13 protein-coding genes are annotated in these 16455 nt (G+C 40.8%); 6 read left to right on the top strand and 7 right to left on the bottom strand.

Going from position 1 to position 16455, the window contains the following annotated elements; translation table 11 throughout:
* Window positions 1-217: 217 nt before the first annotated feature.
* From P2E05_RS19585 to cpxR, 3 genes are all read right to left on the bottom strand, one after another.
* Entirely contained in the window at window positions 218-1657 is a 1440-nt protein-coding gene (locus P2E05_RS19585; RefSeq protein WP_247047397.1) for a capsule assembly Wzi family protein, read from the bottom strand.
* Between the two features lie 498 nt (window positions 1658-2155).
* Window positions 2156-3526 (bottom strand): envelope stress sensor histidine kinase CpxA, encoded by a 1371-nt coding sequence (gene cpxA / locus P2E05_RS19580; RefSeq protein WP_154623646.1) that lies wholly within the window; start codon window positions 3524-3526, stop codon window positions 2156-2158.
* Complete coding sequence (gene cpxR / locus P2E05_RS19575) at window positions 3523-4221, bottom strand: envelope stress response regulator transcription factor CpxR (RefSeq protein WP_004924392.1); 699 nt, start codon at window positions 4219-4221, stop codon at window positions 3523-3525. Before cpxR ends, cpxA begins: the two co-directional genes overlap by 4 nt.
* A gap of 153 nt (window positions 4222-4374) precedes the next feature.
* Between cpxR and P2E05_RS19570 the strand changes: the two genes are divergently transcribed.
* From P2E05_RS19570 to P2E05_RS19545, 6 genes are all read left to right on the top strand, one after another.
* The gene (locus tag P2E05_RS19570) at window positions 4375-4914 is read left to right on the top strand and encodes a Spy/CpxP family protein refolding chaperone (protein WP_154623647.1); all 540 of its coding nucleotides are present in this window, start codon (window positions 4375-4377) and stop codon (window positions 4912-4914) included.
* A 428-nt stretch (window positions 4915-5342) separates the two neighbouring features.
* On the top strand, window positions 5343-6092 hold the full coding sequence (locus P2E05_RS19565; protein ID WP_154623654.1) for a M48 family metallopeptidase: 750 nt from the start codon (window positions 5343-5345) through the stop codon (window positions 6090-6092).
* Between the two features lie 279 nt (window positions 6093-6371).
* The gene (locus P2E05_RS19560; RefSeq protein WP_154623648.1) at window positions 6372-7013 is read left to right on the top strand and encodes a lysophospholipid acyltransferase family protein; all 642 of its coding nucleotides are present in this window, start codon (window positions 6372-6374) and stop codon (window positions 7011-7013) included.
* On the top strand, window positions 7010-7954 hold the full coding sequence (locus P2E05_RS19555) for a phosphatidate cytidylyltransferase (protein ID WP_154623649.1): 945 nt from the start codon (window positions 7010-7012) through the stop codon (window positions 7952-7954). Before P2E05_RS19560 ends, P2E05_RS19555 begins: the two co-directional genes overlap by 4 nt.
* A gap of 573 nt (window positions 7955-8527) precedes the next feature.
* Window positions 8528-9505 (top strand): 6-phosphofructokinase, encoded by a 978-nt coding sequence (gene pfkA, locus P2E05_RS19550; RefSeq protein ID WP_154623650.1) that lies wholly within the window; start codon window positions 8528-8530, stop codon window positions 9503-9505.
* 184 nt (window positions 9506-9689) lie between these two features.
* A complete protein-coding gene (locus tag P2E05_RS19545) occupies window positions 9690-10691 on the top strand; it encodes a sulfate ABC transporter substrate-binding protein (RefSeq protein WP_276122948.1) in 1002 nt (333 codons plus the stop codon).
* A gap of 164 nt (window positions 10692-10855) precedes the next feature.
* Here P2E05_RS19545 and P2E05_RS19540 read toward each other — a convergent pair whose 3' ends face one another.
* The 4 genes from P2E05_RS19540 to tpiA form a co-directional block, all read right to left on the bottom strand.
* Entirely contained in the window at window positions 10856-11812 is a 957-nt protein-coding gene (locus tag P2E05_RS19540; RefSeq protein ID WP_163863352.1) for an OmpG family monomeric porin, read from the bottom strand.
* Window positions 11813-11938: 126 nt separating this feature from the next.
* Window positions 11939-13819, bottom strand: coding sequence for a glycoside hydrolase family 3 protein (locus tag P2E05_RS19535; RefSeq protein ID WP_272578482.1), 1881 nt, complete (start codon window positions 13817-13819; stop codon window positions 11939-11941).
* Window positions 13820-14238: 419 nt separating this feature from the next.
* Complete coding sequence (locus P2E05_RS19530; protein WP_282560474.1) at window positions 14239-15186, bottom strand: OmpG family monomeric porin; 948 nt, start codon at window positions 15184-15186, stop codon at window positions 14239-14241.
* A 468-nt stretch (window positions 15187-15654) separates the two neighbouring features.
* A complete protein-coding gene (gene tpiA, locus P2E05_RS19525; protein ID WP_154623342.1) occupies window positions 15655-16425 on the bottom strand; it encodes a triose-phosphate isomerase in 771 nt (256 codons plus the stop codon).
* Window positions 16426-16455: the final 30 nt, after the last annotated feature.

Raw genomic sequence — 16455 nt, 5'->3', positions numbered from 1 at the left:
TTTTTGGTTGCCAATGAATATTCGTAAAAGGCGTTTAATTGATAAATTAAGATAATTAATTTTTGATGTAATAACTCAAGAACACTCAATAAGCGATTTCTCGTGTTAATTATAGTGTGGCCTTAACTAATTGCGAATGAGAAGGTGTCAAAAAATGAATAATACCCTAGCTGCATGGAAAGGCTGCTAGGGTATGTCTTTTAGATCAGGGGGAGTATTACCACTTGAATGGCAGTGTCACCATCACGGAAGCACCGATATCATCACGGGTATCGTAATCGGTTTTCGAAACCCAGACTTTAGCGTCTGTACTAACTCGGTCGTCAAAATTATGCCACCAGCCTAAATCAAGACCTTTAATTGTTTCTGATTTAGGGTAGATTTTGTTTTGTGGATAACTTTCTTTATTGACCTTGGCATAGACTAAACGTGTACTAACACGGTTATCATCGTCAAGGGTGTATTCCACTTTGGCTGATAGCATACGCCCATCACCGCCCATGGCATGGCCTAATGGAGCACCTTGTTGGTAATAGCCGTCTTTATAGATAAAGTGACGATACATCACCCCGTTTTTATTCCACTCGGTGTGGGTATTGGCACCTTCAATATACCAACTTAAAGGCTGGCCCCAAGCAGTGTGGTAGCCTTCTATGCCCCCCATAAAGGCATTTTTCGATGGAAACATACCCGCTTCATCTTCACCGATCATCTGCCCATAAACACTGACAGGTAGGCCAATTAGCGGATAAAGTTTAATTTTGGCATCAAGTCCTGCGAGTTGGTTACCTGGATCATCATTTTGATCACCGGTGTTATCTTTACCTGCCATCGCATTCCAGAAAGAATTCCAGTTGTTTGGACGCCCTTCACCACCCCACATCACTACGCGCGAACCACCTAATTCAAAGAAATCAGTTGGGTTCATGGTCATACGTAAACCAATTAATTTTGTGTGTGGCTGTGACGAGTATTGCTTAATTTGCCCAGCAGTCAGCTGATATTGCCATGAACCAATCCATGACAGCCAAGGGGTCTCAAATGGACTTTGGTCTGCACGCTGCATAAGGAAACCAGTAACTGGACGTGCTGCATCAGTACGAATCAAACTACCATCATGACCAGGTCCCCACCATTGAGGGATTTCACCGAAACTTACCCATTGGTTCCAAATTTTTACGCCACCATAAGAACCATTAAGGTTGTAATCAGAGCCATTTTCAACACGTAGCGCTCGTTCAGCGTTGGCTTTTAGATTTAAGTCAACATCGTCGGTACTATAGTTGCCTTCAACGGTGTAACGGAAATCACTGTATTCGCTTTGGGCGAATCCTTGTGGCATGGAAGGCTTACCAGTGGATAAATAGGTTTGTAATTGAACACTATTTTTCGTGCGGTTTAGTTGCTGCTTAATACGTTGTACTATCGCTTCTTGTTCACTATTGGTGATATTGGCATTATTTAGTGAGCGGGTTATTTCTTCTGCCGATAAAGGCCATGTTGAAAGACTAATTTGGATAACATTACGCTCTGATAACCAGGCGAGGTCGTTACGTAGATTGTTATCGGGTAATACGAGTCCTCCAGCAAGAGCGTTACCACTCATTGCACTCAATAACGTTAGGATGGCCAACTTGGTAAGCTTAATTTTTTTCATTGATGAATCCGTTGAGTTGAGTCGTCTAATTTTTTGTGTCTTGATGCAAACAATTGCCTATAAAATAATTCAAATTGAACGCAAATTAAGAGTGATAATTGCCACGCTGAGATTACAGGGATATTTGTCGTATTGATTAGACATGCGTGCTGCGTTCTATATCAATATAATAGGTAATCTTTGAGTAAATAAAAAGCAGATTATCAATATATCCGGTATTTTGTCTGTTTATGATTATAGATCACGAAATAAATAGAAATTGAGGGATTAATATCGAGTATTCATTTTTATTAATATGAGAACTTCCTATTTATTGTTTTTAAATGGCTTTTAATTCCTATCAAAAAATGATGATAAAACGTGTTGATATTGAAATAAGCAAGAATGCTTAAGTAAATAGGTGGGCGTGAGTGAGATATCAATATTGCGAAATAAAAAGTAAGCCCTTTAAATAATCTTATTTAAAGGGCTTAAAATAAAGCTTATGGCTGGATAAGATTATCGACCATGTTCGGGTAACCAAATCTGTAAACGTAAACCACCAAGTGGGCTATCGTCAGCTTTTACCCAACCTTTATGTTGTGATATCGCTGTTTCAACAATCGCCAAACCTAACCCCGTGCCTCCGGTCTCTCTATCACGAGCTTCATCAGTGCGATAGAACGGGCGGAAAATATTTTCACGGTCTGCTGGGCTAACCCCAGGGCCATCATCATCAACAGTGATTAATATGCCGTTGTTTTCCTCTTTAAAATTCACCGCAATGTGTGTATTAGAGTAACGAAGGGCATTACGAACAATGTTTTCAAATGCACTGCCAATTGCCGATGGGTTGCAGTAGATAGGCCATGGGCCGGGCGGTGCGGTTACATCCAACGTTTTATTCATTTGCTCTGCTTCAAAGCGAGCATCCTCTAAAATATCTCCCCATAAATCATCGGCTTTAATGTTCTCCCTGAGGATTTCATTTTTGTGTTGGCTACGTGATAACACCAATAAGTCGTTGATCATGCTATCTAAGCGATGGGTTTCGGTTTCGATGCGTTCTAACTCTTTACTTTCACCGTGGCGACGACGTAATAGTGCCGTTGCCAACTGCAATCGAGTTAATGGCGTTCGTAATTCGTGTGAGATATCAGAAATTAAACGTTGTTGGGCGGTGACCATGCCATCAAGCGCACTGATCATCTGGTTAAAACTATTACCTGTAGAAAGAAATTCTTGAGGTCCAGATTCAAGTTCAGGGTGTGGACGTAAATTGCCTTTTGCGACATCGTCAGCTGCCATTTTTAATTTACGAGCAGGGCGAGCCAGACTCCATGATAGCCAAAGTAGTAACGGAGCACTGATTAACATGGTGGCAATTAACAGCAGGAATGGTCTATCAAACAATAAGTTAATAAAGTCTGATTGCGGGCTATTTGCCGGTCGTACTAAATAGAGTTGATAGTGATCTTCACCGTCGCGAATGGAAAACGGTCCAAGAATTTCGGCTCGTCCGTATTTTTTCTTTTTCGGGTGATCGGCGTTGTCGGATTGCCCGATAAAGTTACGGATCACTTGCATTTCACTGGGCATCGCACCGATAACACGTCCTTCACTGGTCACAATGATGAGACGTTGCCCCGGGGGGGCCCATTTTTTGATGGAGTTAGAAATACGTCGCCACCAAAGTAGGTCGTTCATCGGTGCCTGTGCAAGTTCGGCTTCGATGTGTTGCTCAAGCATCTCCCCTTGGCGTTGCTCACTTTCCAGTAGGGAAGTGAGCTGCCTAGAGTCTAGCTTGGGTACCATCAGCACTAGCATTAAAACTAGTGCGAGGGTAAACCAGAAAATCGCAAATATTCTCGCGGTTAAGCTATTTATCATGTTGCTGAAACCATCAAGTATCCACGGCCACGCAAGGTTTTAAACCAAGGTTGACCATCTGTACGTTCTGGGAGTTTACGGCGTAAGTTAGATATGTGCATATCAATTGCACGGTCAAACGGTGTTAACCGCTTACCGAGCACTTCTTGACTTAAATGTTCTCTTGAAACAACTTGACCAAGGTGCTGTGCTAATAAATACAGTAACGTGAATTCGGTACCTGTTAGGTCAAGAATTTCATTGTCAAAGCTAGCTTCTTGGCGGCCTGGATTCAATTGTAGTTTATCCACCTGTAATACTGGTGTATTGCTGTTATCTCCTTGGTTTTGTTCACTCCAATTAGAGCGGCGCAATAATGCACGGATACGCGCGACTAATTCACGGTCATTAAAAGGCTTAGGCAAATAGTCGTCAGCACCTAATTCTAACCCTAATACTTTGTCGAGTTCGCTTCCGCGGGCAGTCAACATAATAACGGGGGTTTGGTGGATTTGACGTAGCTCTTTTAATGTCTCAATACCATTTTTCTTTGGCATCATGACATCGAGTAATAACAGGTCAATGGACGAATCAAGTTGTTGCAAAGCCTGTTCACCATCATAGGCGATGACAACGTTGAAACCTTCCATTTCGAGCAGTTCTTTTAAGAGCGACGTGAGTTCACGGTCGTCATCAACTAATAGGATTTTATGCATGTGTTTAAGTCCTCCAGCTGCCAAAATACGATAACAATCTTCACGATTCCATGACTTTACGTTCTTTTACATGCTCTGACGCTAGTTTGCAGCCACCAGCGTATAGTTGTCTACATTGAATCACGAGCACTGTCCGAGAACAAGGAGTTGGGAATGCAAAGAACAGCACAAACAACAGTTATGTTGACGTTAACCTCTGCATTTATTATCGGATCAGTGACGGCTTTTGGGGATACACCAGAAAATATTATTCAAACTGGTGATTCATCGACTCCCCTAATGTTACAAATGCAAAATGAGCCGGAGTCTCCATCAGTAGTTGCTCAGCTTCAGCACCATGAGCTGTTTGGTAATGCAGAACGCACAAGTACATTTATGTTTAATGGTATCACGTTAAATGAAAAACAGCGTCAGCAATTGCGAGATTTAATGGCAACACAGCGTCGTTATCAATTTGATAACCCAGTTTCCATGCAAGAGCGTGAAGCACTGCACAATTTAATCATCGCCGATGATTTTGATGAAAAAGCGGTTCGTGACCAGTTAGAAAAACATATGCAAAAAGAATTGGCCCAGCGTGTTGAAATGGCGCGTATTCACCATGAGTTGTACCAGCTATTAACACCTGAGCAGAAAGCCCAACTTGAGCAGATCCATCAACAGAAGATGTCTCAATTTCAGGCTTTACAGTAAATAGTTTTGTTGAAGTTGTTTAATTCGAAATTCTCTTGATCGTAGTAGTGAAGTAGCAATAAGTGAAGTTTTTCCTTGCCATAGACACCATCCCTGTCTTTTACAGCCCCTTCTTGGGGCTATTTTTTTGCCTATTACTATGTATCATAGGCCTTATAAATCCAAAAAAGACTGATTTAATGAATATGAACAGTTGAATTGCGCACAGGTTAATATCGGGATAGAGTTTTCCTGTTATTTAATTTTAATCATATTATTTAGTCTATCGTGATTTATTCTGCTGCAAATTCTACTATTGAGATAAAAAACAGATGAACTTCACTTTATAAGTCGATTCTTACTATATTCCTATTGTTATTTTTTGCAGACTTTATAGTCTTTAAAACCTTAAAAAGAATGGTTATGTGTATTGCAAAGGAAAAAATATGATGAAGATGAAGGCGCTTGTTGCAGTCGCTGTTTCAGCCGTGATTTTGACGGGATGTAAAAACTTAGATCAGGGCATGCTAACAAACTCGGGTATGCAATTACTGCAAGCTGCTACTTTAACTGACGGTGACGTGAAGCAATTAAGTGACCAGTCATGTAAAGAGATGGATGCACAAAATAAAATTGCACCTGCTTCTAGCAAATACTCGAAGCGCTTAGATAAAATTGCTAAAGCATTAGGCAATGAAATCGATGGCACTCCTGTTAACTATAAAGTTTATCTGACCGATGAAGTAAATGCGTGGGCAATGGCGAATGGCTGTGTGCGTGTTTATAGCGGTTTGATGGATATGATGAATGATAATGAAGTTGAAGGTGTATTAGGCCACGAAATGGGCCACGTTGCACTGGGTCACTCACGTAAAGCTATGCAAGTTGCTTATGCCGCTGTTGCTGCCCGCACCGCAGCGGCTTCAGCAGGTGGCGTGGTTGAGCAATTGAGCGCGTCTCAGGTTGCTGCATTGGGTGAAAAACTGGTTAACTCTCAGTTCTCTCAACACCAAGAAAGTCAGGCGGATGATTTCTCTTATGACCTGCTGAAAAAGCGTGGAATTAAAACCGAAGGTCTGGCAACCAGTTTTGAAAAATTAGCAAAACTGGGAGGTAGCGAAAGCAGCATGTTTGACTCGCATCCACCGTCAGCTGAACGTGCTCAACATATCCGTGACCGTATTGCGGCTGATAAATAAGCCTTTTTGTTAGTCAACAATCATATTGAAGTGCAGCTATGGTGAATCCATCGCTGCACTTTTTTTTGCATTTTTTGTGAGTTTTTTCAGAGAATTTGCAGCGTGTCTGCGAGTGTAATCTCAAATAAGAGGAATTCAGAGCTTCCCTGTTGTGCTAATAAATAAACCCGTTTAGCTTAAGTCTTAATTTTCATTTCTGATGTGTTAATTAAAAAATATTTATCCCTTCTGACTAAGAACTGGGTAGAAAAATAGAAAAACGCTTTGCAAGGAATAAAGATGGAAAAAGCTCAAAGAGTTTCTTTGATGGCAAAAGGAATGGGGATGTTATTATCATTTACTTGCCGCTTATTAACCGGTGTACGTACGCGTTGGGTCGGTTGTCAACCAACGATGACGTCTCGTATATATTATGCGAATCACTCTAGTCACCTTGATGGTCTTGTTATTTGGTCTGGCTTACCTCCTTTAATGCGCCATACCGTCCATCCTGTGGCAGCAAAAGATTATTGGGATAAAACACCGTTTAGACGTTATTTGGTTAATAAAGTATTCCGAGCCGTATTGGTTGATCGAAAAGGGGAGGGGGCCGCCAAAGACAATATATTAGCGCCGCTAGAAGCGGTGTTAGTACAGCAACAATCATTGATCCTCTTTCCGGAAGGCACTCGCGGCGATGGCGAAGAATTAAGTCATTTCAAAAGTGGTATTTACCACCTAGCTAAAAAATTTCCTCATGTCGAAGTGGTTCCTGTTTATCTTGAAAATTTAAACCGTGTGTTGCCAAAAGGCTCCAAGCTCGTGGTTCCCGTTATTTGTTCCGCAGTAGTGGGAGCGCCTCTCTCGCCATTAGGCGAGGATGAATCTAAAGCTGAATTTTTACAACGCGCTAAATCTGCATTAGAGGAGTTGATGCCATGAGCCTTTGGGATAGCGAGATCGTGTTATTGCTATCGGGTGTATTCAGTATACTCGTGGTAGCCAGTATCATTGGTGGGATCCTTGCTTATCGGTATTCAGGAGAAAAGAGCAATCCTACAATCGACAATTTAAATGCCAGAATACGTGCATGGTGGTTGATGTGTATCGTGTGTGTATTGGCCGTTGTGATAGGCAATATCGGTGTTGTGATTTTATTTGCGCTAATTTCATTTTTCGCATTGAGAGAGTTTATTACTTTAACGCCAACTCGACGTAGTGATCATGAAGCGTTATTTTGGTGCTTTTTTATATTCCTGCCGTTGCAATATGTTTTGGTTGGTATTCAGTGGTATGGCATGTTTTCTATTTTTGTACCGGTATTCGTATTTCTTTTCCTACCGACACGTATCGCTTTAGCGGGGGATACTTATCATTTTCTTGAACGCACAGCCAAAATTCAGTGGGGCATGTTAGTTGCGGTGTTTTGTTTAAGTCATGTTCCTGCTTTATTGATGTTAGATATTCAAGGTTATGAAGGCGAGAATGTAAAATTACTCCTGTTTTTAATTGTTGTGACCCAACTTTCTGATGTGTTGCAGTATGTGTTTGGGAAATTGTTTGGCAAACATCCGATAGTGCCAAAATTAAGTCCTAATAAAACAATTGAAGGCTTTATCGGCGGCATACTCTCTTCGGTGCTTATCGGGATCTGTTTATATTGGGTAACGCCTTTCAGTTGGTGGGTTGCAGGATTGATGTCTCTTGCGATCACTTTAATGGGATTCGTCGGGGGGTTATGTATGTCGGCGATCAAACGTGATAGTGGTATTAAAGATTTCGGCGCAATTATTGAAGGGCATGGTGGCATGTTAGACCGTATCGACTCGTTATGTTTCGCAGCGCCAATATTCTTTCACTTAACACGTTATTTTTATACGTAATTTGGCTTCTGTGTTCGATTAACTCCAAAATGAAAAAAGTGCTTGAACCCGCGCGGGTCAGGCACTTAGCTAAAGCCTATCAAATTTTATACCTCGCGACAGTTGGCGTGTTTAGCAACCCAACGATGGCATGTTGTCGTCCTCACGCTACTGGGGAATGATGCAAGGAGGTTCACCTTGGCTTCCTTAACACCCGTGAAAAATGGCGCTTTATCATGTGAATATAGATAACCGTGCGAGTGACTGCCGCTGATGTTTAACTCGCAAGGTTAACTTTCTATTTCATATCAATGCTATGATGGAGACTTAATTTTTGTTTCGAAGTAAGGCAACAACCGCTATAGTGAGCCTGTGTTTTTACGGTAATCCATTTTATGAACTAAAATTGTGTAGACTGGATCACAATAAAGTATCAAAACTTGATGGAAAACAGGTATATCAGTACCTTTACCGTATTATAGTGGTAGGTGAATCAATTCAGCACGATGGTTTATAATCGAATTTGATGTAGAAAAGCGCAGGTGTTGTGTCTTTTATCGATTTGCAATTTATATTCATTAATCAGAGGTCATCATGGTCAAGCAGATTAAAAGAATTGGGGTATTAACAAGCGGTGGTGATGCACCAGGTATGAATGCTGCAATCCGCGGCGTGGTACGTGCTGCATTGAGCGAAGGGTTAGAAGTCATGGGTATCTATGATGGATATCTAGGTTTATATGAAAATCGCATGAAACAGCTAGACCGTTATAGTGTTTCTGACATGATTAACCGCGGTGGTACCTTCCTCGGATCTGCGCGTTTTCCTCAATTCCGCGATGAAAAAGTTCGTGCTGTTGCCATTGAGAATCTGAAAAAAAATCATATTGATGCTCTCGTCGTGATTGGTGGTGATGGTTCTTATCTCGGTGCTAAAGCATTAACAGAAGCTGGTTTCCCATGTATTGGTCTACCCGGCACTATCGATAATGACGTTGCAGGAACAGACTATACCATTGGTTACTTCACTGCCCTTGAAACCGTTGTTGAAGCGATTGACCGTCTGCGTGATACCTCAACTTCTCACAAACGTATTTCTATTGTTGAAGTGATGGGACGCTACTGTGGTGATTTAACGCTATCCGCGGCGATTGCGGGAGGGTGTGAGTTCTTAGTCTTGCCTGAAAATGAAATGGCTTATGATCGTGAAGAGCTGTTGTCTGAAATCAAACAAGGTATTGAGAAAGGCAAGCGACATGCTATCGTTGCGATTACAGAACATGTTTGCGATGTTGATGAATTAGCTAAATACATTGAAGCAGAAACCCATCATGAAACGCGTGCAACGGTACTGGGGCATATTCAACGTGGTGGATCGCCTGTTGCCTATGACCGCATTTTGGCCTCGCGTATGGGGGCATACTCTATTCAGCTCCTTTTAGAGGGCTATGGCGGTCGTTGTGTCGGGATCCAAAACGAAAAATTGGTTCACCATGACATTATTGATGCGGTAATGAACATGAAGCGCGTCTTTAAGAAAGATTGGTACGATACAGCGAAAAAACTGTACTGATTTTTACCTCTACAATTGCAAATCTCTCCTGTATCGTGCATTAACGGCACGATACAGGTTTGTTCTCTCTCATCGAATTCACGGTATATTCTTTTGTTGCATAAATTGTCATTTTTAATTATTTCATGTTATCTATGAAATCTGTCAGCCTGCCTTAACATTTAAATGAATGAGGTATGGAAGAATGGCACTAAAATGGCAGTCAGCAACGGCATTGTTATTAATACTGACGACGGGAGCATGGGCGAAAAACATTCAATTATTAAATGTTTCTTATGATCCGACTCGGGAATTTTACCAGCAATATAACCAAGCTTTTAGCCAGTATTGGCAAGGAAAAACTGGGGATACGGTAACCATTCGTCAGTCTCATGGTGGTTCAGGTAAACAAGCAACATCTGTCATTAATGGCTTGGAAGCCGATGTCGTCACGCTAGCGTTAGCTTATGATGTTGATGCCATAGCGGACAGCGGGCGCATTGATAAAAATTGGATAAAACGGCTCCCCGATAATTCCGCACCTTACACTTCAACAATTGTCTTTCTTGTCCGTAAAGGTAATCCTAAAAATATCCAAGATTGGGATGATTTGATCCGTCAAGATGTTGCGATTGTGACACCGAATCCCAAAACCTCAGGCGGAGCGCGTTGGAATTATCTTGGGGCTTGGGGATATGCTTTGGAAAAAAATCATCATGACCCAGAGAAAGCCAAACAATTTGTTAAACAACTCTATCAAAATGTTGAGGTGTTAGATTCTGGTGCTCGCGGCGCAACAAATAGCTTTGTGGAACGTGGAATTGGAGATGTATTAATTGCGTGGGAAAACGAGGCGTTATTAGCGATTAATGAGCTTGGTGAAAATGGTGAATTTGAAATTGTGACGCCTAGCATCTCTATTTTAGCTGAGCCTACTGTGGCTGTGGTTGATAAAACCGTCGATAAACGTGACCGCCGAGAAGTCGCACAAGCCTATTTGGAGTATTTATACTCCCCTGAAGGGCAAGAAATAGCCGCTAAAAATTATTATCGACCCCGTGATGCGGATGTCGCTAAAAAATATCAGCAACGCTTTCCTAAACTGAAACTATTGACGGTAGATGATGTGTTTGGCGGTTGGACTCAAGCGCAATCTACACATTTTGCCAATGGGGGCATTTTTGATGAGATTAGTCGCCGCCCCTAACACTCACGGCATATTTTGAGTCGCCGACACCATTTTTTTGCACCTAACGGCCGGTTCTTTAGCTACCGAACGACATGTTACATAGGAGAAACAGGGGTTGCTTTATGATGCTTGTGGATTGCTACCGCTCAATGAGGGGATGAGCGGTAGCAATATTTTTTCTGTTATTGCCAGACGTATTTCACGCCTAATTGGCCTAAGTAGAATGTTTGGCGGTTATGACTACCAGAGGTAATGCCGGCACCTTTCGGATTTTCCCAAGTACTCGGCTCAACAGCGAATCCACCCCATAATGTGATTTTGGGGGTTAAATTATAGAAAACTTGTGTGCCAACTCGGTAACCCTCTTTCACTTTCTGGGTCGTACGTTGGTTGCTGTCGTAATTGTGCTCATTTAGGTAATAGCGGAAGTACGGCATAATACTCCATTCTTGGTTTAGGGTAACTGGGAAGTAGCCACGGATTTGGTTTTGTTCCCATGTTTTATTGAAGTCTTTATCCCATGTCCAGTCGGTGTACATATAGAGTTTAGCGGTTGCCGAATCATTCACCTTGTAGACGATACCGTGCTCGGATTCCCACTCATAACTATTGGGGGCGTGGAAATTATCGTAGTGGTAAAACGCATCCCAGAAATTAAATGCCCACTTATCGTTGAAATTATAAGTCCCGCTAGGCATCAACCAAAATAGTGTGTTCGATGGACGCGCCATCGTTCCGGGAGCCGAGTCATTTGATTCTTTTCGGTAGGTCACGTTTAGGTTGAATTGCCCTACATCGCTCGAATACATTTTACGTGTTGCCCCAATTTGGGTACGGTTACGAATAAAAGAGTCTTTTGATGTAGAGAAATTATGGTTATAGCTTCTTAAAGACTCTTTGTGTTCAAGAAAGAAGCTCCATTTAGATTCAGGGTTTGATAAGAAGAGCTGGCCTATCATCGTTGTTTTGTCATATACCTTGCCGCCACTGGTATTATGGTGACCTTCAAATTTTTCTAATTCCATATAAACGTTAGACGTAATTCGCCAGTAGTCATTATTTATAGGCTCAGCCGCTAATACTGGGGTAGCAAGGCTAGTAACAGAGAGAAAGAGTAAACCATTCAATGATATTTTCATGATGATCCTTTAATTTTTAATTATTGTTTATGAGGTAGCAGTGTTTGTTTTTGTTGAGGTGTAATAACCAGCCTTATATTTCCGATGGAGATATAGAGGCTGGAAAGTACAGAGTGAAAATAGGCGTTAATGTGTTGTGTTGTAGGTTTCACCGTAACCATAAGGAAACAGGATTTTATCCCCTTGAGGGTTCTTGATATTGACCGGCAGTTGCCCCTTAGGCATATTCAAAGGTTGTTTCTGTTGGTCTGCAAATAATGTGCGTAATCCACTACGAATATTCGTTTCCAGTGAATTACGGTTATTATTCGTAATATCAAATCCAGTAATGCCGTAGATAGCGATGTTAGCTTTAACGTCTTTCAAATAGGCGATATCGTAAGGGTTACGAGAGGAAATAACGACGAGCGGAATATTTGCTTTATTCGCTTCATCAATGATTATCTGAGCGTTAGTTGGATTATCTTTTAAGTTATAGGTGGTCAATAAGATCAGATCTTGGTTTTTTAATCGAGGTTTAATATCTTTTTCAGTGAGGGTGTTTTCCGCTAATTTGATCACGATTTCTTGGCTATCAATAGTGACACCCGTTTCATTAGCAATAGCATTTAAGTGTTTTTGAATTAATTCATTACGTGGTTTTTCATCGGAAATGACGAGTATTCTATTTTGTGGTTTCAAGATATAAGGCAGCACATGATCATTTTTGATCACCGTAATCGCTTGCTCTGAAACCATATTCTCCAGATCTTTATGGCCTTTAGAGGCAACAATCTGTTGAGCATTTTTTAAATCAACCGGTTGAGCGGTGATCTCTTGCTGTAATTTTTTCAGTATGACGCGTTTAGCCGACTCATCAATACGTTTTTGTAATTCAGGGTTTTTCTTAGCCTCACTTTCAAGATAGCGATACATATTGTCTAGACGAGTAATTGATTCGCTGTCCCACATTTTGATTGGCATAAGGATGATATCCGAGCCTGCTAATAAAGAGGTTTCTACAGCCCAATTCATATCAAAATTATCCGCAATCGCTCCCATATCCATGGCGTCAGTGATGATGAGGCCATCATAATTTAGCTCATCACGTAAAATGCCGTGTAGGATAGGTTTTGACAGCGTAGCGGGTGTTCCCACCTCTTTCCCTGTTAGCGTTTTGATCTTGCTGTTATCGAGGGCAGGCACAATGATGTGCGCCGTCATTACTGCGTCTGCGCCATGGTTGAGCGCATACTGGAAGGGCGGTAACTCTGTAGAGCGCCACTCTTGTTCATTTGAATTCACGACAGGTAAGTCTACGTGAGAGTCAGAGGAAACATTACCATGCCCAGGGAAGTGTTTTAGTGAGGTCAATAAATTGTATTTGTGGATGCCTTTGATGTAATTGGTCGAAAGCTGTTCGACCAGCTCTTTATTATCCGAATAGGAGCGCACACCAATGACAGGGTTATTTTGATTGTTATTCACATCGACAACAGGGCCAAAGTTGATATTAAAGCCGAGGCTGGATAATTCATAGCCATGGATCATGCCGGTTAGCTCTGCGAGAGCAGGATTACGGGTCGCGCCTAAGGCCATATTACCGGGCATTTCGGTTCCGACACGAAGGCGAGTGACATAGCCGCCTTCTTGGTCAGTACCAATAAAGAGTGGCAAATTACTACGGGAAGCTTGTAGCTGGTTAATTAATTCCACCGTTTGGGGGGTATCAATTAAATTTTCACGGAACAAGATGACAGAACCTAAGTGGTATTGATTAATCACTTTAGAAACTTCCTCGTTCATGACCAGAAATGGAGCTGGCTCGCCTTTGCTATCCTGATTCCAATATCTGAAGTCCAACATAAATAGTTGGCCAATTTTTTCGGCTTCAGACATATTATTGACAATTTCTTCAGCAGATTTTTGTTTGTTTTTCCACAAAGTATCAAGCTGTGCTTGTGAAATAGGTTCAGCCAACGACACGGCGCTCAATAAACAGAGGGAAAGTAGAGTCAGATTTTTCATCGAGTTATTCCTAAGTTATTTTTCGATGAATAATAAGTAGGGTTAATTAATTATAAAGTGAGATAAATCACAGATAAGATTATTCTTATTTGTTATGAAATAAGAATAGTTATCGATTTAACAAATTGTGCTATATTAAGTAGTGCATTGATTTTGTTTGATTAATTTTGTGGAATACTTAATATTTCTATAGAATAATTCCACTTTGGAATTATTCCCTTATGTGATCTAGGCTGTGAATTGCGTGAAAAGATTTAATTATCTAAACTATTAATTGAAACTGAATTTTTATTCTGATTAATGTGTAAAAAATGTTTTAATTATTAATTTTAATATAAAATATAGCGTTTAATAAAAAAGCCGTATTACTGCTATTACGACTTTTTTATCTTTTAAAATAAAGTGTTGTGTTCCGCTTATCATTGCCAAGAGTATTTGATACCAATTTGCCCCAAGTAGTAGGTTTGACTATGACTCCTTCCTGATGTCATATGATTGTTTATGGGGTATTTCCACTGTGTCGCTTCAATCGCTGCGCCACCCCAGAGTGTTAATTTGGGGGTCACGTTATAAGCGATTTGTGTTCCAATACGATAGCCGTTTTTGATCCGTTGAGTTAAATTTTTCTGGCCATCATAACTGCTGTCATTCAAAAAATAGCGAAAATAAGGCGTAATCGCCCATTTTTCACTGATCTTAATAGGGAAGTAGCCTCTTATTTGATCCCGTGCAAAAACTTGATTGAAATCTTTATCCCACACTCTATCGTTATATAAAGTGAATTTTGCTGTAACGGCATTCGAGTGTTTGTAAGTGACGCCGTGTTCAGCTTCCCACTCATAGTAGTTTGATGCTAAAAAGTTACTGTAGTAATAGAGCGCATCCCAAAAATCAAAAGACCATTTTTTATTAATTTGAATGCTACCTGCTGGCATTAACCAATATAAGCTATTGGATGAAAGCGCGGTGGTATTTGGTGCGGAATCATTGGATTCTTTTCGGTAACTTCCATTTAGACTGAATGCTGCAACCGCACTTCGGTAGAGCTGGCGGGTCGCGCCAATTTGAGTTCGATTACGGATAGAGGAGTCACGGGAACTCGAAAAGTCATGCCCATAATTTTTTAATGACTCACGATGTTCGAAATAAAAGCCCCATAATGATTGTGGGTTAGTCAGTGCAAGCTTACCTACCATGCTGACTTTGTCGAATACTTTGTTATTAAAGCTGTCTCGTTGACCTTGGTACTCTTCAACTTCGACATAAACATCTGTGTCTACATGCCAATAATCATTACTGGCTTGGGAAAAAGCGGTTGTTGGTAATATTATGACTGTGCTTAGAATTAAACCTTTAAAATATTCCATAATCATCCTTATCGTGAATGCTTTATTTGATGAAAATTAATAATGCAATGTTGATGATGAATAGCCGTTATCATTTTTTATTTAACAGTAAGGTGTTATTTATCGTTAACATTCATTTTTTTAAAACGTGTAAATAATTTAAGGTCGAAGCCAATGTGAATTTAATGTAAAAAAAGTCGCCTTGTCGAGTATTCTTGATAAGAGGTATGAAAGGAATATTTAAGATTATTAGTGGGATAAGTAATAAATCATATTGATGATTTATAGTTTATTTTTCTAGGGATGATAAAATGCGAAAAGGAATAATTTATTTTAGGGAGTTTTTGTTTTTGTGACTCAAATAAATAAAATGAATTTTCTTTATTGTGGAAATATATTGTTTTTTATTAGTGTTATTATTCTTTTATTATGGCAGCAAATAAAAAAACCGCCAATAAACATTGACGGTTTATTCTCAATAAAAATAAATTATTTCGCGTTTTTCGCTTCAGCAGCCGCTTTAACAATCACAGCAAATGCGTCAGCTTTTAATGACGCGCCACCGACGAGTGCACCATCAATATCTGGTTGAGTGAAAAGCTCTGCCGCATTACTTGCATTAACAGAACCACCATATTGGATGATCACTTGTGCTGCGATGGCAGCATCTTTTTTCGCAATGTGGTCACGAATGAATTTATGAACAGCTTGTGCTTGCGCTGGGGTCGCTGATTTGCCTGTACCGATAGCCCAAATAGGCTCATAAGCAATCACTGCTCCTTGGAATGCCTGCGCGCCCAGTGTATTGAGCACCGCATCGATTTGGCGAGCACACACTTCTTCTGTTTTACCCGCTTCGTTTTCCGCTTCTGTTTCACCAATGCACAGCACAGGGATCAAACCTTGTTCTTTCAATACCGCAAATTTTTTAGCAATAAACTCATCGCTTTCTTTATGGTATGTACGGCGCTCAGAGTGACCGATGATAATGTATTTTGCACCGATATCTTTGAGCATTTCCGCAGATGTTTCACCAGTGAATGCGCCGGAAAGGTTTACGTCAACGTTTTGTGCACCTAATGCGATACGGCTACCTGCAAGCGCATGTTTTGCTTGACCTAGGTAGATAGCCGGTGGGGCAATCGCTACATCGCAGCCATCAACACTGCTCAGTTCATTGCGTAAACCCGCGATCAGGTCATTAACCATATGGGTGCTGCCGTTCAGTTTCCAGTTACCCATTACCAATGGATGTCGCATGTTGTTTCCTCCAACCAGAGAGTTTGATTT

This window comes from Providencia stuartii, from assembly GCF_029277985.1.
GTDB classification, from domain to species: domain Bacteria; phylum Pseudomonadota; class Gammaproteobacteria; order Enterobacterales; family Enterobacteriaceae; genus Providencia; species Providencia zhejiangensis.
This window is presented reverse-complemented; position numbering and strand designations above follow the sequence as displayed.